The 23769-nt window shown below is 60.4% G+C and carries 21 protein-coding genes; 7 read left to right on the forward strand and 14 right to left on the reverse strand.

Annotation, left to right across the window (positions count from 1 at the left end):
- Nucleotides 1–44: 44 nt before the first annotated feature.
- Together AC5E6N_RS02895 and AC5E6N_RS02900 are read right to left on the reverse strand one after the other, a co-directional pair.
- Nucleotides 45–644, reverse strand: a complete 600-nt coding sequence (locus tag AC5E6N_RS02895; RefSeq protein WP_491746403.1) for an FGGY family carbohydrate kinase — start codon at nt 642–644, stop codon at nt 45–47.
- A gap of 45 nt (nt 645–689) precedes the next feature.
- Entirely contained in the window at nt 690–1724 is a 1035-nt protein-coding gene (locus AC5E6N_RS02900; RefSeq protein ID WP_491746404.1) for a LacI family DNA-binding transcriptional regulator, read from the reverse strand.
- A gap of 192 nt (nt 1725–1916) precedes the next feature.
- Here AC5E6N_RS02900 and AC5E6N_RS02905 point away from each other — a divergent pair, with 192 nt between their 5' ends.
- Nucleotides 1917–3365, forward strand: coding sequence for an aldehyde dehydrogenase family protein (locus AC5E6N_RS02905; protein ID WP_491746405.1), 1449 nt, complete (start codon nt 1917–1919; stop codon nt 3363–3365).
- Nucleotides 3366–3406: 41 nt separating this feature from the next.
- Here AC5E6N_RS02905 and AC5E6N_RS02910 read toward each other — a convergent pair whose 3' ends face one another.
- A complete protein-coding gene (locus tag AC5E6N_RS02910) occupies nt 3407–4867 on the reverse strand; it encodes an N-acyl-D-amino-acid deacylase family protein (RefSeq protein ID WP_491746406.1) in 1461 nt (486 codons plus the stop codon).
- 106 nt (nt 4868–4973) lie between these two features.
- Complete coding sequence (locus tag AC5E6N_RS02915) at nt 4974–6071, reverse strand: ABC transporter ATP-binding protein (RefSeq protein WP_491746407.1); 1098 nt, start codon at nt 6069–6071, stop codon at nt 4974–4976.
- Between the two features lie 308 nt (nt 6072–6379).
- Between AC5E6N_RS02915 and AC5E6N_RS02920 the strand changes: the two genes are divergently transcribed.
- From AC5E6N_RS02920 to AC5E6N_RS02930, 3 genes are read left to right on the forward strand one after another with little or no spacing between them, the layout of a single operon-like run.
- Nucleotides 6380–7690 carry an ABC transporter substrate-binding protein gene (locus AC5E6N_RS02920; RefSeq protein ID WP_491746408.1) on the forward strand — a complete coding sequence of 437 codons (1311 nt, stop codon included), beginning with the start codon at nt 6380–6382 and terminating at the stop codon, nt 7688–7690.
- A complete protein-coding gene (locus AC5E6N_RS02925) occupies nt 7687–8646 on the forward strand; it encodes a carbohydrate ABC transporter permease (protein ID WP_491746409.1) in 960 nt (319 codons plus the stop codon). Before AC5E6N_RS02920 ends, AC5E6N_RS02925 begins: the two co-directional genes overlap by 4 nt.
- Nucleotides 8647–8648: 2 nt before the next feature.
- Nucleotides 8649–9476 carry a carbohydrate ABC transporter permease gene (locus AC5E6N_RS02930; RefSeq protein WP_491690451.1) on the forward strand — a complete coding sequence of 276 codons (828 nt, stop codon included), beginning with the start codon at nt 8649–8651 and terminating at the stop codon, nt 9474–9476.
- An 85-nt stretch (nt 9477–9561) separates the two neighbouring features.
- Here AC5E6N_RS02930 and AC5E6N_RS02935 read toward each other — a convergent pair whose 3' ends face one another.
- The 9 genes from AC5E6N_RS02935 to AC5E6N_RS02975 all read right to left on the reverse strand — a co-directional run bounded on the left by AC5E6N_RS02935 (nt 9562) and on the right by AC5E6N_RS02975 (nt 19606).
- Nucleotides 9562–10314 carry an SDR family NAD(P)-dependent oxidoreductase gene (locus AC5E6N_RS02935; RefSeq protein ID WP_491746410.1) on the reverse strand — a complete coding sequence of 251 codons (753 nt, stop codon included), beginning with the start codon at nt 10312–10314 and terminating at the stop codon, nt 9562–9564.
- A gap of 26 nt (nt 10315–10340) precedes the next feature.
- Nucleotides 10341–11081, reverse strand: a complete 741-nt coding sequence (locus tag AC5E6N_RS02940; RefSeq protein ID WP_491746411.1) for an MBL fold metallo-hydrolase — start codon at nt 11079–11081, stop codon at nt 10341–10343.
- A 4-nt stretch (nt 11082–11085) separates the two neighbouring features.
- Nucleotides 11086–12135 (reverse strand): threonine synthase, encoded by a 1050-nt coding sequence (gene thrC, locus AC5E6N_RS02945; RefSeq protein WP_491746412.1) that lies wholly within the window; start codon nt 12133–12135, stop codon nt 11086–11088.
- A gap of 146 nt (nt 12136–12281) precedes the next feature.
- Nucleotides 12282–12674, reverse strand: coding sequence for a RidA family protein (locus tag AC5E6N_RS02950; protein WP_491746413.1), 393 nt, complete (start codon nt 12672–12674; stop codon nt 12282–12284).
- 36 nt (nt 12675–12710) lie between these two features.
- A complete protein-coding gene (locus tag AC5E6N_RS02955; RefSeq protein WP_491746414.1) occupies nt 12711–13910 on the reverse strand; it encodes a M20 family metallopeptidase in 1200 nt (399 codons plus the stop codon).
- Nucleotides 13907–14857, reverse strand: coding sequence for an ABC transporter permease (locus AC5E6N_RS02960; RefSeq protein WP_491746415.1), 951 nt, complete (start codon nt 14855–14857; stop codon nt 13907–13909). Before AC5E6N_RS02960 ends, AC5E6N_RS02955 begins: the two co-directional genes overlap by 4 nt.
- Nucleotides 14858–14899: 42 nt before the next feature.
- Nucleotides 14900–15925, reverse strand: a complete 1026-nt coding sequence (locus AC5E6N_RS02965) for a Gfo/Idh/MocA family protein (RefSeq protein ID WP_491746416.1) — start codon at nt 15923–15925, stop codon at nt 14900–14902.
- Complete coding sequence (locus AC5E6N_RS02970) at nt 15922–18483, reverse strand: ATP-binding cassette domain-containing protein (protein WP_491746417.1); 2562 nt, start codon at nt 18481–18483, stop codon at nt 15922–15924. The genes AC5E6N_RS02965 and AC5E6N_RS02970 overlap by 4 nt, the downstream gene beginning before the upstream one ends.
- Nucleotides 18484–18565: 82 nt before the next feature.
- On the reverse strand, nt 18566–19606 hold the full coding sequence (locus AC5E6N_RS02975; RefSeq protein WP_491746418.1) for a sugar ABC transporter substrate-binding protein: 1041 nt from the start codon (nt 19604–19606) through the stop codon (nt 18566–18568).
- 383 nt (nt 19607–19989) lie between these two features.
- Between AC5E6N_RS02975 and AC5E6N_RS02980 the strand changes: the two genes are divergently transcribed.
- From AC5E6N_RS02980 to AC5E6N_RS02990, 3 genes are all read left to right on the forward strand, one after another.
- The gene (locus tag AC5E6N_RS02980) at nt 19990–20805 is read left to right on the forward strand and encodes an IclR family transcriptional regulator (RefSeq protein ID WP_491746419.1); all 816 of its coding nucleotides are present in this window, start codon (nt 19990–19992) and stop codon (nt 20803–20805) included.
- Nucleotides 20806–20974: 169 nt separating this feature from the next.
- Nucleotides 20975–21349, forward strand: a complete 375-nt coding sequence (locus AC5E6N_RS02985; protein WP_491746420.1) for a tripartite tricarboxylate transporter TctB family protein — start codon at nt 20975–20977, stop codon at nt 21347–21349.
- Nucleotides 21350–21353: 4 nt separating this feature from the next.
- On the forward strand, nt 21354–22250 hold the full coding sequence (locus AC5E6N_RS02990; protein WP_491746421.1) for a tripartite tricarboxylate transporter permease: 897 nt from the start codon (nt 21354–21356) through the stop codon (nt 22248–22250).
- Nucleotides 22251–22441: 191 nt separating this feature from the next.
- On the opposite strand, the gene AC5E6N_RS02995 is transcribed toward AC5E6N_RS02990, so the two are convergent.
- Entirely contained in the window at nt 22442–23761 is a 1320-nt protein-coding gene (locus AC5E6N_RS02995; RefSeq protein ID WP_491746422.1) for an aminotransferase class V-fold PLP-dependent enzyme, read from the reverse strand.
- Nucleotides 23762–23769: the final 8 nt, after the last annotated feature.

Genomic DNA, 23769 nt, shown 5'->3' on the forward strand with positions numbered 1-23769 from the left:
GTGGCGTCCGTGCCGCCAGGCGCGCGGGGTGTCACATATCTGCCTTATCTGAGCGACAGCATATTCTCTGATCGCGTCCGCACCCGCGCGTCGCCCGGCAGCATGCAGGCTTCGCTTGGCTCGCTTATGGCGCGGCCGGTAAGCTGAAGCCGCAGAAAGTCTTTATAGGACAGCACATGCGCGGTGCGTGCCAGAGCGGCGGGCTCGTTGCGCTTGAGCCAGGCCAGAACCGGCAGCGTGCAACCCTGCTGCAGCACCGACCCGGAGGTGGAAAACACTTCGTTGAGAAAACCCGGGCTCTTTGAGATCAGCGCATCGATCAGGCCCTGGCTGCGGCTATCCTCCCAATTGATGCCCGGCCGAACCGCCTGTCCTTGCGCATCGACCAGCCAGGCGCCAACCATGGCGCCGGCAAGTCCGAGGCCGCGGATCGTGCCGGCAGCCGAACTTCGCGCGACGACATCGGACAACACCTCGAACAAGGCCGCCACACAGCGCTCGGGATCGGCCTCGACCCATCCTGGCCCGGGCCGGCTGAGTGGCGTCGGACGGCTGGCAAGCGCGACCTGGGTGCCATCGGCGGCAAAGACAGCGGCCTTGCACACGGACGAACCCGCATCGACACCTACGAACAGGTCAGGCATGGAACACCGGGACAACGGCGGCAAAGGAGGGTGATTGAACGGCAATCACGCCGGTCGCTCAGCAGCGCGGCCAGCTCCCACGGGCCCGGACGTCGCCCGGACAACGAGCTGCGCGGGAATATGCAGCTCCTGCCGGCCAAGATCAAACTCATTGATGCGGTTCAGCAAAAGACGGCCTGCAGATTCGCCGAGAAGCGGCAGGTCAACGCGTACTGTGGTAAGCGGCGGGTAGGTATAGCGCGCTTCTTCGGTGTCATCGAAGCCGACAATGGAGATGTCATGGCCTGGCACCAGACCCCGTTCCCGCAGCGCCGTCATGGCGCCGATCGCCAACTGGTCGCTAAAGCACATGACAGCAGTCACCTCTTGCGCCCGTTGCAGCAGACTGTTCATGGCCGCATGGCCGCCCGCGCGATCGGGCGGACAGAGCATGTGCCAGCTTTCGCGGTCGATAATTCCACGGCACTTGAGCGCCGCCCTGTAGCTGGCGAAACCCATACGTGCGGTCGCGGTATCCGCACCACCGCCAATCCAGCCAATCGCACGGTGCCCCAACTCGGCCAAATGTGCCACGGCCAATTCGACACCACGGCCGTAATCAATGCGGATCCGGTCGATCACATCGGTGTCAATCTCGCGCGCGGCCAATACAATCGGCGCACGGCGGGCGAAGGGTTCCAGATCCTCGGTTCGGGTCCCGGAGGCAGGGCTGACGACCAAACCCGCCACATTGTTCTCGATCGACCGTGCAATGATGGCCGACTGCTTCTCAATGTCGTTCTCGCAATCGCCGAACATGACCATCCAGCCCTGCGTCCAGAAAAACCGCTCGATGGCGGTCAAGACAGACGAGAAGACGGGATTGGTGATCGTATGCAGGCACACGGCCACGGTTCGGGAAGTCTGCTTGCGAAGATCCGCGGCCTGACGGTTATAGAAGTAACCATGCTCGGCGGCTAATGCGACAATACGCTCGCGCGTTTCCCTGGAAATCTTGGGACTGTTGCGCAGCGCGAGCGAGATCGCCGACGGTGAAACATTGGCAAGCCGCGCCAGATCGGCCATCGTCACGTTACGCATCACCGCTCCCGCATGTCCGCAAGAAGAAAACGCGATCGTCCGACATCGTCAGTTTCCATCCTGCCGTATTCAATCGACCCTGCAGGTCAACCCTGATCTTGATTAGCATATACTATTCGGCTATGGAACAGCCAAGGTCAATCCTTTGACTTATGCGATACCGACCTTCACCACTCCGACAGGAGGCAAGCCATGCCAATCGATGCACAGCCGCGCGATGGCCGCAATTTCATTGCCGGCGAATGGTGTCCCGCAAACGAGACTATGGACGCACTGGCGCCGGCGACCGGAAAAATCATCGGCACCGTGCCGCTCAGCGACCGGGCCATCGCCCGGCAAGCGATCACCGCAGCGCGCGCCGCACAACCGGCATGGGGCGAAACACCGCCCTGGGCGCGCGCCGAGATGTGCATGAAAATCGCCGCCAGGATCAACGAGCATGCTGAACGGCTAACCAACATCTTGAGCCTCGAACAGGGAAAGCCCCTTGCAGAAGCGATGGGCGAGGTCGATGCGGCGGCAGCCGGTTTTCGGCTGGCTGCCGAGGAGATCAGACAATTGGGCGGCGAGACCATTCCGACCGAGGACCCTGCCAAGCTGGCCTTGACGATCCGGCAGCCGCGTGGCGTCTTCGCTGTCATCACGCCCTGGAATTTCCCGATCAACATTCCGGTTGAGTATCTCGCTCCGGCGATCGCCACCGGCAATACGGTGGTCTGGAGCCCCGCGCCAACGACGGCGTTATGCGCGGTAGAACTCATGGACGCCATTGCCAATGCGGGCCTTCCCGCGGGCGTCGTCAATCTTGTTGTCGGTGAGGGACCGGTTGTCGGCGACGAAATCGCCTCCAATCCGGATACCGACGGCATCGGCTTCACCGGCAGTTCGGCGACTGGCCAGATAATTGCCGGACGCGGCGCCGGCAAGCCGATGCTGTTGGAGATGGGAGGCAATGGGCCCGTGATCGTGTTCGAGGATGCCGATCTGGACCGCGCCGCACAGGCCGCCGCGGGCGGATCGTTCCTCAACGCCGGTCAGGTCTGTTCCGCGTCCGAACGCATTTTGGTGCACGAGAACGTTGCGGAGGCCTTCGCTGGGAAGGTCGCGGCCATCGCTGCCGATCAGAAACTGGGCGATCCGTTCAATGCCGACACGACCGTGGGGCCGTTGAACAATCCCAAGGTAGCGCAGAAAACGCGCGAGCATGTCGAGGAAGCCCTCGCCGGCGGCGCCACACTGGTATTTGGTGGAAAGACGCGCCCCGATCTCGGCAGCAACCTGTTCTACGAACCGACGGTGCTGGTCGGCGTGAAGCCGGATATGCGCATCAATCTGGAGGAAACATTTGGGCCGGTGGCGCCAATCCTGACCTTTTCAAGCGACAGCGAAGCGCTCGAACTGGCGCTGGGAAATGAATACGGGCTGACCGCCTCGGTCTTTACCCGCGACATCGGCCGGGCACTTGAGTTCGGAAAGAAAATTCGCGCCGGCATCGTCAATGTCAACGAGGGGTCCACCTATTGGGAGTTGCACATCCCCTTTGGCGGCGGCGCCGGCACCAAGAGCGGGCTTGGCCGGCTCGGAGGCCGTCACACGATGGAAGCAATGACCGTCCTCAAGACGATCGTGCTGCAGAGCTAAAGGAGCACGTCACCGCAGCGGCATCACGGCATGCGCCGCATTCAGTCGGTGGTGCGGGCAATCACCTGGCCGGGGTGTGCCCCCGTGTGCGCGCCGTCGCGCCAGACCGTGACACCGTTGACCAGCACCATGGCGATGCCGCGCGCGACGGCAGTCGGCTTGTTCCAATCGGCAACGTCAGCAATCTCTTCTCTGTCGAACAATGTGAGATCCGCTTTGCAGCCCACACGAATCAAACCACGGTCGGTGAGACCGAAAGAGCGCGCCGTCAGACCCGTCATGCGATGCACTGCATCGGTCAGTTCAATCAGGCCCAGATCGCGGCTATAGTGGCCCAGTACACGCGGGAAGGTTCCCCACAGCCGCGGATGCGGATGCTTGTCGTTGGGCAGTCCGTCAGAGCCGATCATTGTGCCTTCATAGGCGAGGATTCGGCGCACATCCTCCTCGGCCATCATGAAGAAAATGCCACCCGCAGGCGACAGATATTCGACCGCCGCCTCGACCGATTTGCCCAGTTCGTTGGCAATATCGTCAAGATCGCGCCCGGCATACTCGGGATGAGGTTCAGACCAACTGACGACAACGCGTTCGGTATTGGCGACCGTCTTGGGGTCAAGCACGGACGAGCCTGCTGTGTAGGGGTAGGCGTCGAGACCCACGGGCTGCTCGATGCGGCGGCCATGGATCAGCGCCAGCGTTTCCGCCGACCGGCCAAAGTTCTGCACGCCGATCAGCTTGTGATGAGAAATAACCACCCTTGCCCCTAGCCGCCGGCCAATATCGAACGCCTCATTGAGTGCCGCGATGATAAAGTCGCTCTCGTCGCGAAGATGCGTCGCATAGACAAAATTCCGGCCCGCCGCACTGGCGGCGACGTCCACCACTTCCTGAGGTGTGGCAGCGGCGGCGTTGGGATAGAACAGGCCACTCGAAAAGCCGACGGCGCCGGCGGCAATGGCTTCGTTGAACAGTTCAGCCATGGCCTTGATCTCAGTGGCCGTCGCAGCACGGTCGAGTACCTCCATCACGCATTGGCGCAGCGTCGTCAGCCCGACCAGCGGAATCGTGTTTACAGCCGGTGGCCGGCTGCGCAACGTGTCCAGATAGTCGGCGAAGGAGCGAAAGCGGAACAGTTCCTCCGTCCCCAGAAGATTCATCGGCGGAACCAGCGGCCGGCCAAAGGCCGGCGCAAGCGAAATACCGCAATTGCCGATCACCACCGAGGTAACGCCCTGGCTGACCTTGGCGGTCATGTCCGGGTCAATCAGCACATAGCCGTCGTCATGGGTGTGGCTGTCGATGAAGCCCGGCGCTACAATCAATCCGCTCGCGTCGATGACAGCGGCCGCACGCTCGGGTTCGATGGTGCCGATGGCAGCGATGCGGTCGCCATCGACGGCGACATCGGCTTTGAATGATGCGCCGCGCGTGCCATCCACCACCGTGCCGCCACAGATCACAAGATCATGAAACCCGGACCCCCGGTCAGCTTCGGTCATGTATGGCTCCGTGTCTTCCGGTATCCGGACATGCATCTGGCGAAATCACGCGCTCCAGGCGCCAAATCGGCCGGGCAGAAGTCACCAGGCTGTGAATCCGTAGTGTTCACAACGCCTTCCCGGTGCGAGTATCGAAAAGGCGGGCATTTTCGAGCGCAAGCGCAAGCGTTATCGCGTCACCGGATCGCGGCAACGCATCGACGACAGCGCGCGCGATCACCTCATGGCCGGCGATGTTGAAATGCAATAAGGTTTCGGTACCCAGCGGCTCTATCAGAGTGACATCGGCCGTTATCGGCACCGAATTGCCTCTTCGAAACTCCCCGGGCGGCGCCAGATGCTCGGGGCGCACGCCGAAGGTGACCTGCTGGCCCTTGTGCGGACCGAAACGGTCCGCCAGCGGATCGGGGACCGGCAAGCGCTGTTTATCGGGAAGCTGAACCGCCAGTCCGCCATCGTCAACGATATGGACATCAAGGAAATTCATGCCAGGGCTACCGATAAAGCCGGCAACGAAGCGCGACGCCGGATTACGGTGGATTTCCTGTGGCGCCGCGACCTGTTCGATACGCCCGTCCTTCATGACCACAACCCGATCGGCAAGCGTCATTGCTTCGACCTGATCGTGGGTGACATATATGGTTGTGGTATTGACGGTCTGATGGATGCGCTTGATCTCGCCTCGCATCTGCATGCGCAGTTCGGCATCAAGGTTCGACAACGGTTCATCGAAAAGATAGGCGCTGGGATGTCGCACGATTGCCCTGCCCATGGCGACGCGCTGGCGTTGCCCGCCTGAAAGCTGCTTCGGCTTCCTCTCCAGATAAGGCTCAAGATCGAGTATGCGCGCCACCTCATGAACGCGCTTTTTGACCTCGTCGCTCGGCGTTTTCCTCAGCCGCAGGCCAAAGGCCATATTCTCGAACACTGTCAGGTGCGGATAAAGCGCGTAGTTTTGAAACACCATGGAAATGTCGCGCTGGCGTGCCTGCAAGTTGTTGACCACCTGATCGCCGATGTCGATCGTTCCCGAGGTCACTTCCTCAAGCCCTGCGATCATGCGCAGTGTTGTCGATTTGCCGCAGCCGGACGGACCGACCAGCACAACGAATTCGCGGTCGGCGATCGAAAGATCGATGCCGCGCACCGCGAGCTGACCCTTGGCATATGATTTGACAACCTGATTGAGCTGCACTTTGGCCATGAATGTATCTCGTAGTGGCTGCTGAAGGCGGGGCTGGTCTTGGCTGTCAGACACACCCCAATGCCCACAAAAAATGGATATAAAAAGGGAATTTATCGGAAAAAAACCTCTAGTCAATCGATAAAGCTTGCATATTTTGCCCGATTGATCTAACCATCATCAGGATACGAGGGGCGGACCGCGGGCAAGGCAAAGCCCGCGGAAATCCGGCGCTGGGAGCAGGAGGAGCCCCAGCACATTGCCGGAACCGTTGCTGAACGCACCGTCGCCGGCCAATCCGCAACACCCCGATACTGAGGAGGAACTTGATGTCTTTACGGGTTATTTCACTTTCGCTTGCAGCGAGCGCTGCCTTTCTTGCCGCCGGTGCCATGGCTGGTGCCGCGGTCGCCCAGGACCGCATCCAGGTCACCGTTTGGCACCAGGAACAAGTTCAGCCGAGGATCGAGCAATTTCAGGCGGTCATAGACGCTTTTAACGCCTCTCAGGACCAATTTGAGGTTATCCAGCAGGTCCAGAGTTGGGGCAGTATCTACCAGAAGCTGCCGCCGGCGGTGGCCGCGGGTATTCAGCCAGACATCCAGTTCACGATTCCCGACTTCACCATCACCATGCGCGACACCGGCGTCGTCCAGCCCGTAACCGATTTCGTCGACGAGCTGAATGCCGCGCATGATTTCATTGATCAGGCCGTTGTTCCCTACACGGACGACGGCGAAGTTTGGGCCGTACCGCTCTACGGCATGATCCAGGTCCTGTGGTATCGCAAGGATATGTTCGAGGCTGCCGGCCTTGACCCCGAAAACCCACCCGCGACCTGGGAAGAACTGATCGAGGCGGCCAAGGCGGTCGGCGGTGACGACGTTCACGGTATCGGCGTACCGGCCTCGCGGAGCCTGGCGACAGACCAGGTGCTCTATTCGTTCATGGCAACCAATAACGGCGCGGAGATTTTCGGCGAGGACGGAAGTGTGACGTTCAACACCCCCGAAAACGTCGAGACGCTTGAGTTCTACAAGCAACTCGCCCAGTTGTCGCCACGCGGCATTGCCTCCTGGACCTGGGCTGAACCGCAAGATGCGCTTAACGCCGGGTCGGTCGCCATGGCAATTGAGAAGGGTCAGTATCTTGCCACCTTCGAAACAGCGTCAGGACGGCCGGCTTCCGATCTGGGCTGTGCGCCGGTGCCTATGTCCTCGGACGGCGGTCGCGCCTCGATCTACTATTCCAACGGCGCCATGATCATGACCGACGATCCGAATCGACGCGCCGGTGCCGAGGCGTTTCTTCGCTTCGTTCTGGAACCTGAGAACTATGCGCCGTTCCTGCTGGCCGAGCCTGGCCTTTTCCTGCCCTTGACGGAGACCGGCTTCACCGATGAATGGCGTAATGACGAGGTTCTGCAGCCCTATTCCGAGTGTGTCGACCTGATGATCGAGCAGTCGGGATACGGCGTGCTGCCCGGCTTCAACACCGGCACGGTTCAGGACGCCATCGGGCCGATCATGGCATCCAACATCATGAGCCAGGTTGTGCAGCAGCTTGTCGTCGGGGACGAGAGCGCTGAAAGAGCCGCCGCCTGGGGCCAGAAGCAGATGGAAAGCGCACTGTCTCAATGACGACAGGCGACCTCGCCGCAACGCAGCCGAATTCGGCAGAGGTAACGGCCGGCTCCCGGGAGCCGGCCGAATTGCCGGTACGCGCCGGTATTGGACGACTGTTCATCGCGCCGCTGCTGATCTGGCTTGGCTTTACCCTGGCGATGCCTCTGGCCTATTGCATCTGGATCAGCCTGACGAACGCCAATACGATCGGCGGCGTGCCGCGCTTCGTGGGCCTTGCCAATTATATCACCGTGCTCCGCGACGGCACCATGTCCGGACCATTTCCGCTGAGCCTGGCGTGGGCGTTCGGCGGCGCTGTCCTGCAGACACTGATGGCCGCGGGTGCAGCGATGCTCCTCCACCAGAAAATCAGGGGCCAACACATCGCCCGCACCTGGATCATGGCCTCCTGGGTGGTGCCAACCATCGTGACCGCATTTCTGTGGCGCTGGATGCTCAACGCCGACTTCGGTGTGGTCAATCACATCCTGCTCTCGATCAATATCATCGCCGAGCCGATCGACTTTCTGGGTGATCCCGATTACGCCTTTGCCACCGTCACCTGGGTGAATGCCTGGCGCTGGTTCCCGCTGATGACGCTTCTTATTCTCGCTGCCCTGACGCGCGTTGCGCCCGAGTATTATGAGGCGGCCAGGGTGGAAGGGGCGAACAACTGGCAGCTTTTCACCAAGGTAACGCTGCCGTTCATCCAACCTGTCCTTTATGTCGTCGGCTTGCTTGGCACACTTTGGTCAATCAACGTTTTTGACATTATCTGGCTGACCACCAAGGGCGGACCGCTGGCCGCCACAAAGACCATGCCGGTGGCGATCTATGAGCGCGCGTTCCAGCAGTTCTCGCTCGGCGAAGCGGCGGCGATGAGCATGCTATTGGCACTGTTCCTGCTTGTCTTTGCGGTCCTGTTCATCAAATTCGTGCCACGGGGCGCGTCAGAGCAGGAGGTGTTGTGAGCATGTCGGCACATCGAGTTGGTTTGACGATACGCTACGGACTGACCATCGTGCTTTTGGCGATTATCGGCGCGCCATTCATCTGGATGGTGATGTCTTCCTTCCAGCCGACATCGGTGCTCATCCAACCGGATATCCTGTTCTCAGCGGAGGCGTTTACGCTCGATAATTATCGCAGACTGCCCACACAGGCCAATTTCCTGCTCTTTCTGAGCAATTCGCTGATTGTCGCGCTGGCGAGTACGCTGATCGCTGTCCCGCTGGCCTTGCTGGCCGCCTACAGCGTCTACCGCACACGCTATCGCGGCCGCCGCACTATCTATATTCTGCTGATCGTCGTCTATGTCTTTCCCGGTATCTTGCTGCTTGCGCCTTTGTTCAGGCTGTTCGCCCTCGCCGGCGTACTCAACACCCTGGCCAGCCTGATCATAATCAACGTCACGTTCGCGGTGCCGTTCAGCGTCTGGCTGATGCGCGGGTTCTTCAATTCGATCCCCGAGGGCATCGAGGAGGCTGCCGCCATTGACGGGGCCAACGATCTGCAGATCCTGTGGAAGATGATCGTACCGCTGACCGCGCCGGGCATCATTGTCACCGGCACTTACACATTTGTCTTCTGTTGGACCGAATTTCTGTTTGCCTCGGTGTTTCTTATCGACGACGACCTGAAAACCCTGACGATCGGGCTCGAGGGGCTGGTCTCGCAATACTCCATAGACTGGGGTCTGTTATCGGCAGCGGCCGTCATGACAGCCGTGCCGGTCGTCGCGCTTTTCGCTTTCGCGGGCCGCTTTTTTGTCGAAGGGGTCACGTCGGGCGCAAGCAAGTAATCCATGCCGGTGCTTGTGCTGAGCACGGCATTTGCGCGATCGCCGTGGCAATGTCATGCGGAGGCGTTTGCGTACGCCTCACCCTTCAACGAGCGCTCATGCCACCGTCAACCGGGATGATCGCACCGGTCAGATAGCTGGCTTCGTCGGACGCAAGGAACACCGCAACATTGGCGACTTCCCGCGCCAACCCTATGCGCCCGAGCGGAATCATGCTTTCAAAATGTGCGCTGAAGCCTTCTTGCCGCATCGCACCGGCAATCATGGGCGTATCGATCGGACCCGGACAAATGCAATTGACCCGGATACCGGATCTCGCCCAATCGACTGCAAGGGCGCGGGTCAGTGCTATCAGCCCACCCTTTGACGCAGTATATGCGTCGGCGCCGCTGACGCCGACAATTCCGTTGATCGATGAATTGTTGATGATCGAGCCGCCGCCGCTTTCGACCATCAGCGGAATGGCATGCCTGCAAACAAGGCCCGGCCCCTTGAGGTTGATGGCTAATATGCCATCCCAGGCCTCTTCGGGCGTATCGACGACACTGGCCATTTTGTACCGGCTGTTCGCGCTGAAACCAATGCCGGCGTTGTTGAATAGAATATCGAGCCGGCCAAACCGGGCCCTGACCTGTTCCATCATCTCGACGACCGAGGCTTCGGAAGAGATATCAACCGTGCATGCGAAGGCGCCGATGGATTGCGCCAGCGCCTCGCCTTTCTCACCGTCGACGTCCGCAATCACAACCTTGGCGCCCTTTTGAGCAAACAGCGTGCAGGCTTCCAGGCCCTGGCCTGACGCGCCGCCGGTCACGAGAGCCACCTTTCCGGAAAACATTGGCATTCACCTCATGAAGTCGAGTGTCAGACAATCGAACGCGGACAGCGCAGGTTTGCGATGGCGTCAAGCGCCGGTTCAAGGTGCCCGCGTCCGCCTTTCAACGCAAAACGCAAATGGCCCGGGAGAAGAAGATCGAATTCGTATTGTGCTAACTTGCGTATCGAGTCGCACACCTGCGATACGTTGCAATCGTAAACGTCCTGAAGCGCAACGCAGCCGTCGCAGAACACCGCGTCTCCGGAGATAAGCGCGTTTTCGCCGCCGATCTCGACCAGGAACGAGAAGTGGTCATGCGAATGTCCGGGCGTTGCGATCGGCGTGATTTGCGCCCATCCCAACGGCAAGACGTGCCGGTCTTGCACAATCCTGTCGACCGGACACTTGTGGAAGCGATAGTCCGCTGGATAGACGCCGGCATTTCGAGCGCGATCAAGACTGATGGCGGCCTCATCCCCAGATCCGACCATCCGCGCCGTCTCCTCGCCGGCGAAAACCTCGACGTCGAATTCGTCGCGAAGCCACGCCGCTCCGCCCGCGTGATCGGCGTGGCCATGGGTCAGAAACAGCCATTTCACGTCGCGCGGAGCGATGCCGCACTTGTCCAGAACGCGCCGGAACGCATCCGGCGCGCGCCCGGCTCCGGAATCAAACAGGGCAAAACCCTCGCCGACATGCATCAAATAGGCATTGCAGTCCAGATCGTCGGTGAGGCCAATACCGGAGGCGCCACTGAAAGCAAGATGAATATGCGGGTGTATTTGCATGGTGTCAGTGCCTGAATGCGTTCGAGACCGTTTCCAGCATCCCTGCCAGGTCCCGGTCCGATGGATCGACGTCAATCGTCAGAGCGCGGTCGTACCCGGTCTCGGTCATGCCGCCGGCATCCTTGAGGATATGCGCGGTCAGGATGAGCACATACGGTCCCGGAGGCAAAAGCGATTTCTTCGATTCGAGTTCACGCAGCGCCGCGACGGTGCTGGCCGAGCCGGGTTCGCAGCCTATTCCTTCAACCCGGCCCAGCTCCTTTATCGCCGACAGGATGGCCTCGTCGCTGACCGCCCAGGCCAGTCCCCCGGTCGCGCGTATTCTCCTGAGGGTTCGGGTCCCGTCCGACGCATAGCCGCGCAGCGGATCGTTGATCGAACCGGCAATCGTCCTGGCGGGTTCGGACCATTCCTCGACCTCCTGCCGGTCTTCGGCAAAGGCTCGGGCGATCGGCGCGCATCCCTCGGCCTGCACGCCCACCATTGCAGGCATCTTGCTGATCTTTCCTTCAGAAAGCATCCCGCTAAAGCCTTCATACACGCCTTCCAGCATCGGCCCGGCGCCGATCGGAACGAAAACACTGCCGGGTGCCTGTCCCATATGATCGACGATCTCCTTGGCGATCCGGTCGTAGGCCGAGGTCATATAGGGATTGATGAAAGTGGAAGTCAGATTGGCCCAGGCCGGGTTGCTCCGGTTGACGCGCACCGCCACCTGCTGTGCATCCGAGAAACTGCCTTCCACCTGAACAAGGAACGCACCGTGGGTCCGCACCTGGAGGAGCTTTCCTGCCGCGGTCCCCAAAGGCAGTACAACGATACAGGGAAGCCCCGCGCGCGCCGCGTAGGCGCTGACCGCGCCGGCGTTGTTGCCGGTCGACGCGCAGACAATGCCCCTGGCGCCGATGGCGCGGGCGATCGAAACCGCGAATGCGGCGCCACGATCCTTGAAGGAACCGGTCGGGTTCAGCCACTCTGCCTTGCCGTGCACGTCCAGGTCCGGGAACAACCGCCTCAACGGCAGCAGCGGCGTATCACCTTCCCCCAGTGTCACCGCATTTTTCCCCAGATCGGGCGCATCCGGACGGTTCAGCTTCAGCGTGCCGCCGCAGTTTGTGCATAATGGCCGCAAGTCCGCCGGCCGAGTAGCGCCACAGAACACACATTCAAGCGACATGTCGGATATTGCGGTCGATCCGTTCATTTGGCTGCCCACATTTCCACCTCGACGCGAAAGCCCTCAAGCAAGCCGCATTGGATAGCGGTACGAACCGGGAGAGGGCTGGGCATGGCATCCCGATACACCGAGTTGAACGCATCCCAGTCCGCAAGGTCGGCCAAGTATACATTCACTTTGAAAACGTCTTCCATACCATAGCCGGCAGTGGCTAGCTGCCGCTTGCAGTTTTCAAGTGTAGCGGCTGTTTGCTCTACGACCGTATCGCCTATGACTTCACCGTGGGGATCCACCGAGACCTGGCCGGAAATGACCGCAATGCGTTGTGCGACGATCTCCATGACAGGAGAGTAGGGGCCAGCGGTGATGTGCTGGCGAGCATTTGCAGGAACACGTTTTGCGATGTTTGATGACATTTCTAACCCCTTTTCCTCGTAAACGGCCGGGACCCTTCAGGTCCCCCAGTGCTTGACCATCGCGATCAGCATCTTTGCGGCCTGGACGATCTGCCCGGCAGCCACATGCTCATCGGAACTGTGCGCCTGCTCGATATGGCCGGGCCCGAATATCAGCGTCGGTACGCCGAAGTGACACATCTTGCTGGAATCCGAGCCGAAGGAGGCCCCTTTCAGCGCTGGATCGACACCGAATTCCCGGCAGACCCGCTGCATGACGCGAGCGACAGGCTCGTTCGGGCTAACGTCCTGGGCGGCCGAATCGATAAATGGCCGGCACATCTCCATTTGCAGCTCTTCAGGACCTTCCGTCTCCAATTCCTTAGCGATGCTCAGAAACCTCTCCCAAGCCCCTTCGCCGGTGTCGGTGGGCAAATAGCGATACTCGAAACGCAGGTCCGCACGCGCCGGAACCGTATTCGGACCTTCGCCCGCATGTAGTGCGGTACAAACAAGTGTCGGGTCGCCAAGTGTTGGATGGGCTGGCGCATCCGCGGCCACAGCCCGGAAGCGCTTTGTCAGTTCCATGGCATAGGTCAACGCATCGACGCCGCTTTGCGGTGTGGAGCTGTGTGCCGCTCGCCCAAGCACGTGAACATTCCAGCGAATGACCCCCTTGCAGGCGGAAAACAACCTCAACCCGGTCGGTTCACCCGCAATGCCGGCATCATATCCGTTAAATTGTTCCAAATGATGCAGGATGCCGCGGAAGTCTGCTTCCTCATCAGCCGCGGCGAGCAGCGTAACGGAGCATTTCGGCGCATCGTCGCGCAACGCCGCCAACGCGAGCATGAAGGCCGCCAGACAGCCCTTGTCGTCAACCGCTCCGCGCCCGAAGATGTTGCCGTTTCGACAGGTCGCCTCGAAGGGTGGAACCGACATGCCCGCGACCTGCACCGTGTCGGTGTGCGCTTCCCACAGCAGGTGCCCGGCGCCACTGCCTTTCAGGGTGGCAACGACATTGGGACGTCCGGGCATCACGCCCTGGATTTTAGCGTCGAACCCGAGTTCTGTGAGCCATTGATGGACAAATTCGGCTATCGCCTGTTCGCCGTACCAGTGCCTGGGCGTTTCCGGCAGTTCGAAAGCCGGATTGATGCTTGGAATGGCGATGAGCGCGCTAAGCAACTCGGTTGCCGCAGCCAAGCTCAGCGGGTTGCGGTAAGCAGCAGGGCCGACAGGCCGTCCGGCGATCATTCGTGATGCTCCGATCTTTTGTAGGCCTGGTTCAGAAGAGAATCGAGGATCAGCGCGGCCGCGATTATCAGCCCCTTGTACAATTGGATGCTGGATGGATCGACGCCGAGGACCCGCAGGGCGTTGGTCAGCAGGCTGACAATCAGTGCACCGACGATCACCCCTGGCACGCTTCCTTTTCCACCATAGATGCTGGTTCCGCCAATGACCGCAGCGGCAATTCCATCCAAAAGAATGCCGGTTCCGCCGACATTGGGCGTGATGACCGGAATCCGCGATACGATGAAGACGGCCGCCAGAAAGTAGAATGCGGCGGCAAAGACATAGGTCACGAACAGCTGCTTTCTCAATTTGAGGCCGGCGAGCACCGCGCTTTCAGCGTTCGAACCGATCGCATAGGTGTACAAACCAAGCCGCGTGCTCCGCATGGCGGTGTTCAGGGCGACAGCGACAACGGCCGTCGCGGCGACCAATATCGGGATCCCCACGATCGTCCCCAAGCCGAACTCCCGCAGCCAGTCGTTGCTGACCAGCAGAACGCCACGCGTCGCGGCTATGAGCGTAAACCCCTGTGCAATGATCATGGTCGCCAGCGTCGCCACAAAGGGCGGAACGCCGATATAGCCGACCAGAACACCGTTGATGGCGCCAAACGCGATTGCCACCGTAAATCCTGCCAGCAATGCGAGCGGAAGCGACGCGTCTTCCAGGAGAACCACACCGGTCACAACGGCACACAACGTCACGACGGCGCCGGCCGACAGATCGATCCCCGCCGTGACAAGAACGAGGAAAGCCCCCAGAGCCAGAACGGCGATGGGGGTTGCCTGCACAATGACAATGAGCAGGTTCGAGAACGCGATGATGCGGCTGTCGATCAGGCTCAGGATCGTCAGCAGGGTGACAAGTATGATCGCGGGCGAATAGCGAAATGCCAAATCTTGCAAGGGACCGCGCTCCATCGCTTCTCTCACTTCCCGGCCAGCCGCTCAGATGGCCCAGTCTTCCACGTCCTCAGGTTCGCCGCTCTTCACGCTGCGCAAGATCGCGTCGTTCACCGCAACGGCGCGAAGCGCGTCCGAAACGGGGATAATGAACTCCCCGTTCGATTGCAGCGCCGTGGTGAAGTGAAGGATCTCTTCGGCCAGGTCGCCGACAAGGCGGCCGTTTACCGTTGGCCAATGCGAGCCGTCGGGCAGGCTCCACGAGCCCTTCGAGAGGACTCTCAAACCATGATCGCGCACATCGAGATCGATGACGCCCTCCGTTCCGACGATCTCCGTCCTTGCCCAGATGCCGGTCGGAGCGCTGTCGGGGAGGCTCCAGCCGAAGTAAAGCTGACCGGCCATGCCGTTTGTCAGTTCGCATGTGCTGAGAATGGCGTCCTCGGACGACACGCCCGCCTTGGGCATGGCCTTGGAAACCGAACGCGAATAGACGCGTTTGATGTCGGAGCCGGAAATCCACTGGAGAGCGTCGACGTCATGAACGCCCAGATAGAAACAGACGCTGGATGTGCCGTTCATTCGCGCGCCTATCATGTTGAGGGAGAAGCGGCCGCTCGAACCGTGGATAGGCTCACCGATCGCGCCATCCCTTACCAGATCGGCGGCTTGCGCATAGCGGGGATCGAACCGCAGGACGTGACCGATCAGCAGTGGTGCGCCGGACTTGCGCGCAGCCGCGGCGATGGTCTTCGCCGCGTCCAGCGTATGCGCCATGGGCTTTTCCAGAAGGACCGGCGCGCCGTTCTCAAGCAACCGGCAGGTGGCGTCCTGGTGAAGGGTGTCGGGAAGCGCGACGACATAGGCATCGAACTGCTTGGCGTCGAGCGCATCTCCGACATCCTTGAACCAGGGAACCTCAAACGCCGTCGCGGCTTCTTCTCCGACTTCTCTGGATGTGTCGACGATTCCGGCGAGCTCGGCCGTCGGGCAGTCGACGATGGCCTGTGCATGAAATCGTCCCATGAAGCCGCCGCCGACAACGCCAACGCGGATTTTTGCATTCGTCATGTCGTAATCTCCTCCTGTTTGTTCGAGCCGGTCTGATCGGCTGTCTGCGCCTTGGACGGCCTTCGCCCGAATGCCAGCGCCATGACTTCTTCTTCGCTCGCCCCGCGGGGCAGTTCACCCATCAGCCTGCCCTCGTGCATGACCAATATGCGATCGGACACGCCCAACACCTCGGGAAGCTCGCTGGACACCAGAAGAACCGCCGCGCCGGCGGTTTTGAACTCTGCGATCAATCGATGGAGCTCGGCCTTGGCGCCCACATCGACGCCGCGGGTCGGCTCGTCCAACAGCAGTATGCTCGGATTCGTGGCGAGCCACTTACCGATGACCACCTTCTGCTGATTGCCGCCCGACAGCTCCCCGGTCGGCTTTGCCTGATTGGGAGGGCGCACATCCAGGCGTTCGATCATCCGTGAGACCAAGGCGCGGCCGCGCCTCTGGCGCAGAACGCCCATGACGCTGTTGCGGCGCATCCAGGCAAGGATCAGATTGTCGCGAACCGACATCTTGGGAACCACGCCCTCCAGATGGCGGTCTTCGGGAACGTAGATGATGCCGGCGTCCACACCTTTCATCATGTCGCCGCGCGGCAGGCGCCGGCCGAACACCTGAATGTCTCCGGAAATGTAGCGGTCCAGGCCGGCGATGCACCGCATCACTTCCGAGCGGCCGCTGCCGAGCAATCCGGCGAGCGCCACCACCTCGCCTTTGCGCAATGAGAAGGATGCGTTCTTGAGAAGATGGCCGTCCGACAGGTGCGATACCGACAGGCAGACTTCGCCGGGGGTCGTTGGCGCATGCGGGAACACGTTGCTCAATGACCGCCCGACGGTCATTTCGATCAGCTTGTTTTCGTCCAGGTCGCTGGTCCTGCCGGTGCCGCTCAGCTTGCCGTCACGCAGAACGACGATACGGTCGGAGAGTTCGAAAATTTCCTCGAGCTTGTGGCTGATATAGAGGACCGCGCATCCCCTTTTCTTGAGGGCGTTTACAATCGCGTAAAGCTTGTCGCGTTCCTTATTGGTCAGTGCCGAGGTCGGCTCGTCCATAATGACAAGCCAGGCGTCCGAGGCGAGGCACTTGGCAATCTCGACCAACTGTCTTTGTCCCACCGTCAGCGTCGAAAGGCGCGCGTTCGGATCGATGTCCAGATCGATCTCCGACAATATGCGCCTGGCCCGTCGGCGCATGGCCCCGCGGTCAATCAGCGGGCCGCGAAGCGGCTCGGCGCCGAGAAAGATATTCTCGGCCACCGTCAGGGCGGATACCAGCGGAAAGTGCTGATGAATGACGGCAACGCCTGCGGCGCGGCCGCGCGAGACATTGGTCAGTTCAACAACGTTGCCGTCGAGAAGTATCTGTCCGCTGTCGGGCGTATGGACACCGGAAAGACACTTCACCAGGGTCGACTTGCCGGCGCCGTTCTCGCCTGCCAGCGCGACGACTTCGCCGGACCGCACGACCATATCGACGTGGCTCAGCGCGTTCACGCCGCCAAACGTCTTGGTGATGTCGCGCAGCTCGATTTTCCGGGTGGAAGTCTTTTCCGCGGCCGCTTCCACCGGACCGCTTTCAGATTGTGCCGCCGGACGAGAGCCGCTCCGGCCGGCCAGCTTGAACAGCCGGCCCTCGACGCGGCTCAATGCAACCGCAAACAGGATCAGCAGCCCGGTTACGAAATAGATGATCTGTTGCGGCACCTGCTGAAAGGCCAGCCCGACATTGATGCAGCCGACAAGCAGGCAGCCGAGCGCGGTTCCGAGGATGCGGCCCTCGCCGCCGGAGAGTTTTGTGCCGCCTATGACGGCTGCGGTGATCGCGGCGAACTCAAGCCCGACTCCGGCCAGCGGCTGCGCCGACCCGAGGCGTCCGATCACGATCACCGAACCGAGCCCGGCCGACGCGCCGGCCAAAACATAGACCATGACCTCAACGAAGCGGACGGGCACCAGGCTGGCCCTCGCCGCGGCACGGTTCCCGCCGACCGCGAATATCCACCGGCCGAACACCGTGCGGGAGAAAATCCAGGCCCAGACCAGGCAAGCCAGGAGCGCGATGAAAAACGGCACCGGCACGCCGAACATCTGTGCCGAGCCGGCCCAGATCAAAACGGGGTCGGTGACCTGGATGCTGCTTGCCGACGATATCGAAAGTGCGCCGCCCCTGGCGGCCGCCATCGTGGCCAGCGTGGCCAGGAAAGGCGAAATGCCGAGAAAACTGATCATCAGGCCATTGACGAGCCCGACCGAGGCACCGACCGCGATGGCGGCGATGATCGCGGCGACCGCCGAACCGCCGGTAAATGCCAGCGCTTGCGCCGCGACAATACCGCTGACGGCCAGAACCGCGCCGACGGAAAGATCGATGCCCCGGGCCACGATGACCGCCGACATCGCAAGCGCGACGAGGGCCACGACGGACGTTTGCTGCAGGATATTCAGCAAGGATTGCAGAGATAAGAATAACGGCGCCATCCCGCCAAAGAACAGGATCGACGCCAGAATCAGAAATATCAGTGCGAACTCTCCAGCGTGTATCTTGTTCGTAAGATGATTCATGACAGCTTAGCCTCGGAGAATCTGCCCGGCCTGGAGGGCTCCGGGCAGATTCTCACCCAGGCCAAACGCCTCGGGAGGTCGTCTAATTGGCGGCCGTTCCGGCCAGGATGGCATCAGGCTGTGACGGCCCCATCTGCTCGGAGTAATTTGTGGCTTCGACGACCGCCGTGTCGGGCGAAATATATTCGAAGCTGAGCCCGCGCGACTTGAGCTTCTCGGCATTGCCGTCGCTGGTGACGAAGTAGGTGGGCATTTTGAGTTCCTTGGTTTCGAACTCGGCACCGCGCGCAAGACGCGCGCCGACAGCGACGTTCCAATAGCCGACGCGATACGCGCCGGTAAGCACGTTGATCACCATGTCGCCGCGCTTGAGCATCGGCAGCAGTTCCGCGTCGGCGTCGTGGCTGGCATAGATGACCTCGCCGCCCGCCGCCGCGACACCCGCCTGCGCCGGCAGGCAGAGCATGTCCGCGATGCAGGCGATGGCCGCCAGATCGGGATTCGCGGTGACCACGGTCTGGGCAATGTCAGTCGCCTTCGAAGAATCCCAGTCGGTCGGCTGAACGCTGACGATCTCGATGTTCGGGAATTCCGACTCGATCACGCTTACAAAGCCTTTTTCCCTTGTGTCGGAAACGAAGTTGCCGCGCTGGCCGACCAGCAGGGCCACTTTTCCTTCCCCGCCAAGCCAATTGCCCAGGGCGCGGGCGACCATGCCCATGTTCTCGATGTCGGGATAAAGCGTCGCATAGTTCCAGCCCGCCTCGACCCTGTTGCCCATGGTTACGACAGGGATGCCAGCTTCCTCGGCCTTCTTGATCACAGGGATCAGCGCGTTCTTGTCCATGGGATCGATGAGGATCACATCCACGCCTTGCGCGATGTAGTTCTCGATGATGGCGATTTGCCGCTCGAGGCTGGCTTCGGCGCTCTGCCAGACCGTTTTCACATCGTAGTCCTGTGCCGCAACGTCACCGGCCTCTTTCATGCGCACGAAGAAAGAATTCTGAAGATCGATAGCCGCGATGCCAAGGACCGGCCGCTCATCAGCGGCAGCCACGCCGCCGATGAACGTGGCGACAACCATGCCTATCACCGTCAGTGCGTGAGCGAGGTATCTCATTGTGCTGTCCTCCCAGTCAGGGTCATAAAGTTTCTATCAGGTATTCCATAATAGGGTAATATATTCTATAATTGCGTTTCCCTAATGTCAACTGATGAAACGGAAGATTCTGGACAGCGGCTGCACGCGGACGCAAAGCGAAGCGATGGCCGGGGAGAGAGATTATATATTTTTTTCAGATTATTATATCTATACCTGTGTCCAGGTTTAGCGCCGAAAGGCATGGCGATTAACACCGGGCCCGGCACCACGCCGACAGCCAAACCTTGACCACGCCGAATGTCGGCACTTGAAGATTTCTGATTTTATTCCCTAATAATGTAATTATGATAGGAGTCTTTTAAGCGATCTGATTCCGTTGGGGATAATCTGGAGGGCAGAGCATGAATTCGGACGCAGCCGACAACCCGGCGTTCAACCCGAAGCGGAAACGCACCGGCGCTCTGGAGCGGTGCAAGCAGATTTGCGAGCATCTGATGGAGGCTAGCGACGGGCAGTCGCCGTATGAGATCGCCAAGTCCGTCAACGCGCCGCTTTCGACTGTCTATTCGGTCTCCGAGACGATGGTCGAGATCGGGTTTCTGGAGCGTGGTCCCGACGGGACACTTTGGCTCGGCTCTCGTCTTTTTCATTACGGGCTGGCATTCAGCGCGCGGATATCTCTGTTATCGATTGCCCGCGAGGAGATGCGATCGCTTTCCAACCTTCTGGGCGAGACAGTTCAACTGTGCGGACGGGATGGCGGATGGATGGTCGTGGTCGACATGTTTGAACCCAATCGTCAGGTGCGCGTCTCCAGCCGCGTTGGATCGAGAATGCCACTGAACTGGACGGCCTCCGGCCGCCTGCTGGTTTCCCATCTGCCATACGCGGAACGTCGCGAGATCTTTGAATCAACGTGCCGGCCTTCCCCGACCCGTCGTGCCGAGTTGGATCTCGACACGCTCTGCAAGCAGGCGCAAAGCGCGGTCGAAAGCCGGCTTTCCGTTCAAATGAGCGAGTCGGACGAGCAGGTGGCCTGCATTGCCGCGCCTATTTTGGACATGGACAGGCGCTGCGACCTGACCATCAGCGTCGTGCTGCCAAGCCAAAGAGCTGAGGAAAGGCTGGAAACATATTCAGCGGCCGTCAAGGAAGCCGCCAGCAGAATCGAAAAAAGTTCAGGAGGTCAACCCTTCTCGCAGCACTCGTCGGCGTGATAGGGTGCCGCGGTCAGCGCCTCGAACCTAAAGATGTTCAGTCCCAGGTGACGCTGCCCGGCGTAGTGAGATGCGTCCCATTGTCCGTGAGGACGGTACGGATCTTATCGAGCACGCCCTCAATCAAGCGGTGTAGGAAGTTGCCGGCAGCATACTTGGTGCCTCGCTCATGCAACTCCGCACATGTACATTTGGATGTGCGATCAACGGCCATGAACATGCGCAGCGACGCAGCATCGGCCGTGGGCCCTCGCGCACGGCAATCGCCTCGCCATACAGTTCGAATGATCCGAACCGCAGAGATGATGCCGTCGGCCGGCTTGTCGGTCTCTTTGTCGTCTATCTGTTTGCCTTGGGCACCCTGGGGTATCACCTGTCAACCCCGCCCATGCTCGTCGCCCTTCTCTGGCTCGGCGGATATCGCAGGCCTGTGCCCGCCTTGATCTATGGGCTCGGCATTTCCTTCGGGGCGGCATTTCTGTTTGAAGTATTCCTGAAAATCGTACTGCCAGGTGGATTTTGGCGTCTGAATATTCCTTGGTGAGATGATGCTGGCAGAGTCTCTTGGTCTCGGGTTTGCCCTTTTCTTCACACCGCTCACGCTCGGATTGACCAGCAAGCCCGATATTCCCATGGTGCGGGCGAGTTTTTCATCCATAGCCCTGACCCTCGGACATTGGGTCAATCTTTTGAGATCGTCCGCCATCGGTGCGTTCTTCGGCTCGCTTCCCGGAGCGGGGGGCGTGATCAGTTCATTTACCGCCTATGCCGCGGCGAAAGCTGCCGCAAGACCGGAGGAAAAATACGGCGAGGGAGCTGAGGGCGGTATCGTGGCAACAGAAAGCGCCAACAACGCCACTGTCGGTGGAACGCTGGTTCCGTCTCTTGCATTGGGCATACCCGGAGACGCAGCGTCGGCCGTTCTCATCGGTGCGCTCCTCATTCTCGGTTTCTTTCCGGGGCCGACATTGTTCGAACAGCAACCGGAGATCGCGGGCGGCGTCTTCCTGGTCTATCTGACTTCAAATGTTTTTCTGCTCTTTGCCGGTATTTTGACAACGCCGGTATTCGTCTACGTGCTGCGGTTAAGAAAATCACATCTCATTCCGATTGTGCTTCTTCTGTGCGCCATCGGTACATTTGCGCTTCAAGCGTCAATATTCGATCTTTGGGTCATGCTCGCTTTTGGATTGATCGGCATATTGTTCAGGGCAGCCGACTATCCATTGGCTCCGGTCGTGATCGGGACAATTCTCGGTCCGCTTCTTGAAAACAACTATCGGCGGTCTTTGCTGATTTCCCAGGACGGACATTGGATTTTCCTGGAGCGTCCCGTCTCCGCCGTACTGATTGCAATCAACATTCTTCTGATCTTGGGCGCAATCTGGTTTGCCCTTCGACAGAGAAACCGCGACGGACACTCACCTCTGGCCTCCAGCATGTAAGCGAGCGGTTTCACCCGACTTGCTCGCCGAGCGTGGCGTGACCGTGGCGGACGGTTTGCCGATCCCGGTGGCCACGCCCGCCCATGTTGGCGCCACTCGGCAAGCCTTTGATCCATTGGTGCGGATGGCCGAGATCCACCGCGCGGAACAGGTGGCAGTGCCACACAAAGGTCTCCCCAACTCACGGAAATCTATGCAGATGCAAGACTTCCGGCCGACCCGTCAGTGTCCCCTTCCTGAGCGATCTCTGTCAGAGTGGCCAGCAATCTGGCCACCTCGCGCTCCGTGTTGTAATGGCAAAAGGAAATCCGAATGCAGTCTGTCATGCCGAGCGGGGACAGTACATTCCCGCTGTAATGATCCGCTTTGCGCGTATGCGTGCGGATGCCTTGGGCATTGAGCGCGCTGACCACCTCTTCCGACGACATCCCATCGACAACAATGGACACCAGGCCTTCACGCGCCGGATTGTCGGCACCGCCCAGAATGGTGACATTTTCCAGATCGCGCAGTCCTCGAAGATTGCCGATGCCGTTGATCATGGCATTGCTCAGGTGGGTTTCATAGGCGTGAATGGCACGGCCTGCCGCTTCGATCCGCCTGCGCGGGTCGGTTTCCTGCGAAACCTCTCCGCCGAGCCAGTCGAAATAGGCCACGACGTCGGACAGAGTGGCGTAAGAACCGGTGTCTCGTGTCCCGAATTCCCAACCTGTCGCCGGTGCGTCGATCAGCATGTCATGCGGAAGCGCGCCCAGCCTGTCGGAAATCCAGGCGATGCCGTAACCGTGGCGCGAGAACATCTTGTAGGGCGAAATCGCATAGCCATCGACATTATAGGCGTCCAGATCCAACTGCCCATGCGCGGCATGCTGGATTCCATCGACGATGATCAGACAGTCCGGTGAAACCGCGCGGATCGCCGCCGAAATCGCGGTAACATCCATGCCCATCCCCGTCACCGGAGAGGCGTGCAGGATCGTGGCCACCGCCACATCGGGCGTCATCAAGGCGCTGTAATCCTCGGCGGTGACAAGACCCGTGGCGTCATCATGGGGCACATTCACATACTCCAGCTCCGCAATTGCGGCCCAGCGGCGGGCGGCGCTGCGAGAAGCAGGATGTTCGATGGATGAGCCAATCACCCTGGCGCCCTTCGGCGCGCTCAGACAAGCCGTGCGGATCATGCGGAAAAGCAGTTCCGTGCCGCTTTCACCGGCAAAAAACTGTCCCGAGGTCGCGTTCATGAAAACGGCCAAGTCCGCCTTGGCCTTGTTGATCACATCCTGTGCGGCCTTGCCTGCCGGGTTGATGCGGCCCGGGTTGTCCGGGATCGCCGCATAAAATCCGGACGTCTCGACAACCGACTTCAGCGTCAGCGCACCTCCTGCGTTTTCAAAGAAGATGCGATCGCCCTGAAACGGACAACTGTCTACATGCGCGAAACGGTCGCGTATCTCGGCCAAAAGGTCTGGATTGTCCTGGATCATGGTCGGGGGTCCTGTCGAGGCCATGGACGCTG

Source organism: Hoeflea sp. (assembly GCF_984452065.1).

What these genes read in the sequence shown, in the direction of transcription:
- AC5E6N_RS02895 (WP_491746403.1), bottom strand. Translation starts at nt 644, where the DNA reads ATGCCTGACCTGTTCGTAGGTGTCGATGCGGGTTCGTCCGTGTGCAAG.
- AC5E6N_RS02900 (WP_491746404.1), bottom strand. Translation starts at nt 1,724, where the DNA reads ATGCGTAACGTGACGATGGCCGATCTGGCGCGGCTTGCCAATGTTTCA.
- AC5E6N_RS02905 (WP_491746405.1), top strand. Translation starts at nt 1,917, where the DNA reads ATGCCAATCGATGCACAGCCGCGCGATGGCCGCAATTTCATTGCCGGC.
- AC5E6N_RS02910 (WP_491746406.1), bottom strand. Translation starts at nt 4,867, where the DNA reads ATGACCGAAGCTGACCGGGGGTCCGGGTTTCATGATCTTGTGATCTGT.
- AC5E6N_RS02915 (WP_491746407.1), bottom strand. Translation starts at nt 6,071, where the DNA reads ATGGCCAAAGTGCAGCTCAATCAGGTTGTCAAATCATATGCCAAGGGT.
- AC5E6N_RS02920 (WP_491746408.1), top strand. Translation starts at nt 6,380, where the DNA reads ATGTCTTTACGGGTTATTTCACTTTCGCTTGCAGCGAGCGCTGCCTTT.
- AC5E6N_RS02925 (WP_491746409.1), top strand. Translation starts at nt 7,687, where the DNA reads ATGACGACAGGCGACCTCGCCGCAACGCAGCCGAATTCGGCAGAGGTA.
- AC5E6N_RS02930 (WP_491690451.1), top strand. Translation starts at nt 8,649, where the DNA reads ATGTCGGCACATCGAGTTGGTTTGACGATACGCTACGGACTGACCATC.
- AC5E6N_RS02935 (WP_491746410.1), bottom strand. Translation starts at nt 10,314, where the DNA reads ATGTTTTCCGGAAAGGTGGCTCTCGTGACCGGCGGCGCGTCAGGCCAG.
- AC5E6N_RS02940 (WP_491746411.1), bottom strand. Translation starts at nt 11,081, where the DNA reads ATGCAAATACACCCGCATATTCATCTTGCTTTCAGTGGCGCCTCCGGT.
- AC5E6N_RS02950 (WP_491746413.1), bottom strand. Translation starts at nt 12,674, where the DNA reads ATGTCATCAAACATCGCAAAACGTGTTCCTGCAAATGCTCGCCAGCAC.
- AC5E6N_RS02955 (WP_491746414.1), bottom strand. Translation starts at nt 13,910, where the DNA reads ATGATCGCCGGACGGCCTGTCGGCCCTGCTGCTTACCGCAACCCGCTG.
- AC5E6N_RS02965 (WP_491746416.1), bottom strand. Translation starts at nt 15,925, where the DNA reads ATGACGAATGCAAAAATCCGCGTTGGCGTTGTCGGCGGCGGCTTCATG.
- AC5E6N_RS02970 (WP_491746417.1), bottom strand. Translation starts at nt 18,483, where the DNA reads ATGAATCATCTTACGAACAAGATACACGCTGGAGAGTTCGCACTGATA.
- AC5E6N_RS02975 (WP_491746418.1), bottom strand. Translation starts at nt 19,606, where the DNA reads ATGAGATACCTCGCTCACGCACTGACGGTGATAGGCATGGTTGTCGCC.
- AC5E6N_RS02980 (WP_491746419.1), top strand. Translation starts at nt 19,990, where the DNA reads ATGAATTCGGACGCAGCCGACAACCCGGCGTTCAACCCGAAGCGGAAA.
- AC5E6N_RS02985 (WP_491746420.1), top strand. Translation starts at nt 20,975, where the DNA reads ATGCAACTCCGCACATGTACATTTGGATGTGCGATCAACGGCCATGAA.
- AC5E6N_RS02990 (WP_491746421.1), top strand. Translation starts at nt 21,354, where the DNA reads ATGCTGGCAGAGTCTCTTGGTCTCGGGTTTGCCCTTTTCTTCACACCG.
- AC5E6N_RS02995 (WP_491746422.1), bottom strand. Translation starts at nt 23,761, where the DNA reads ATGGCCTCGACAGGACCCCCGACCATGATCCAGGACAATCCAGACCTT.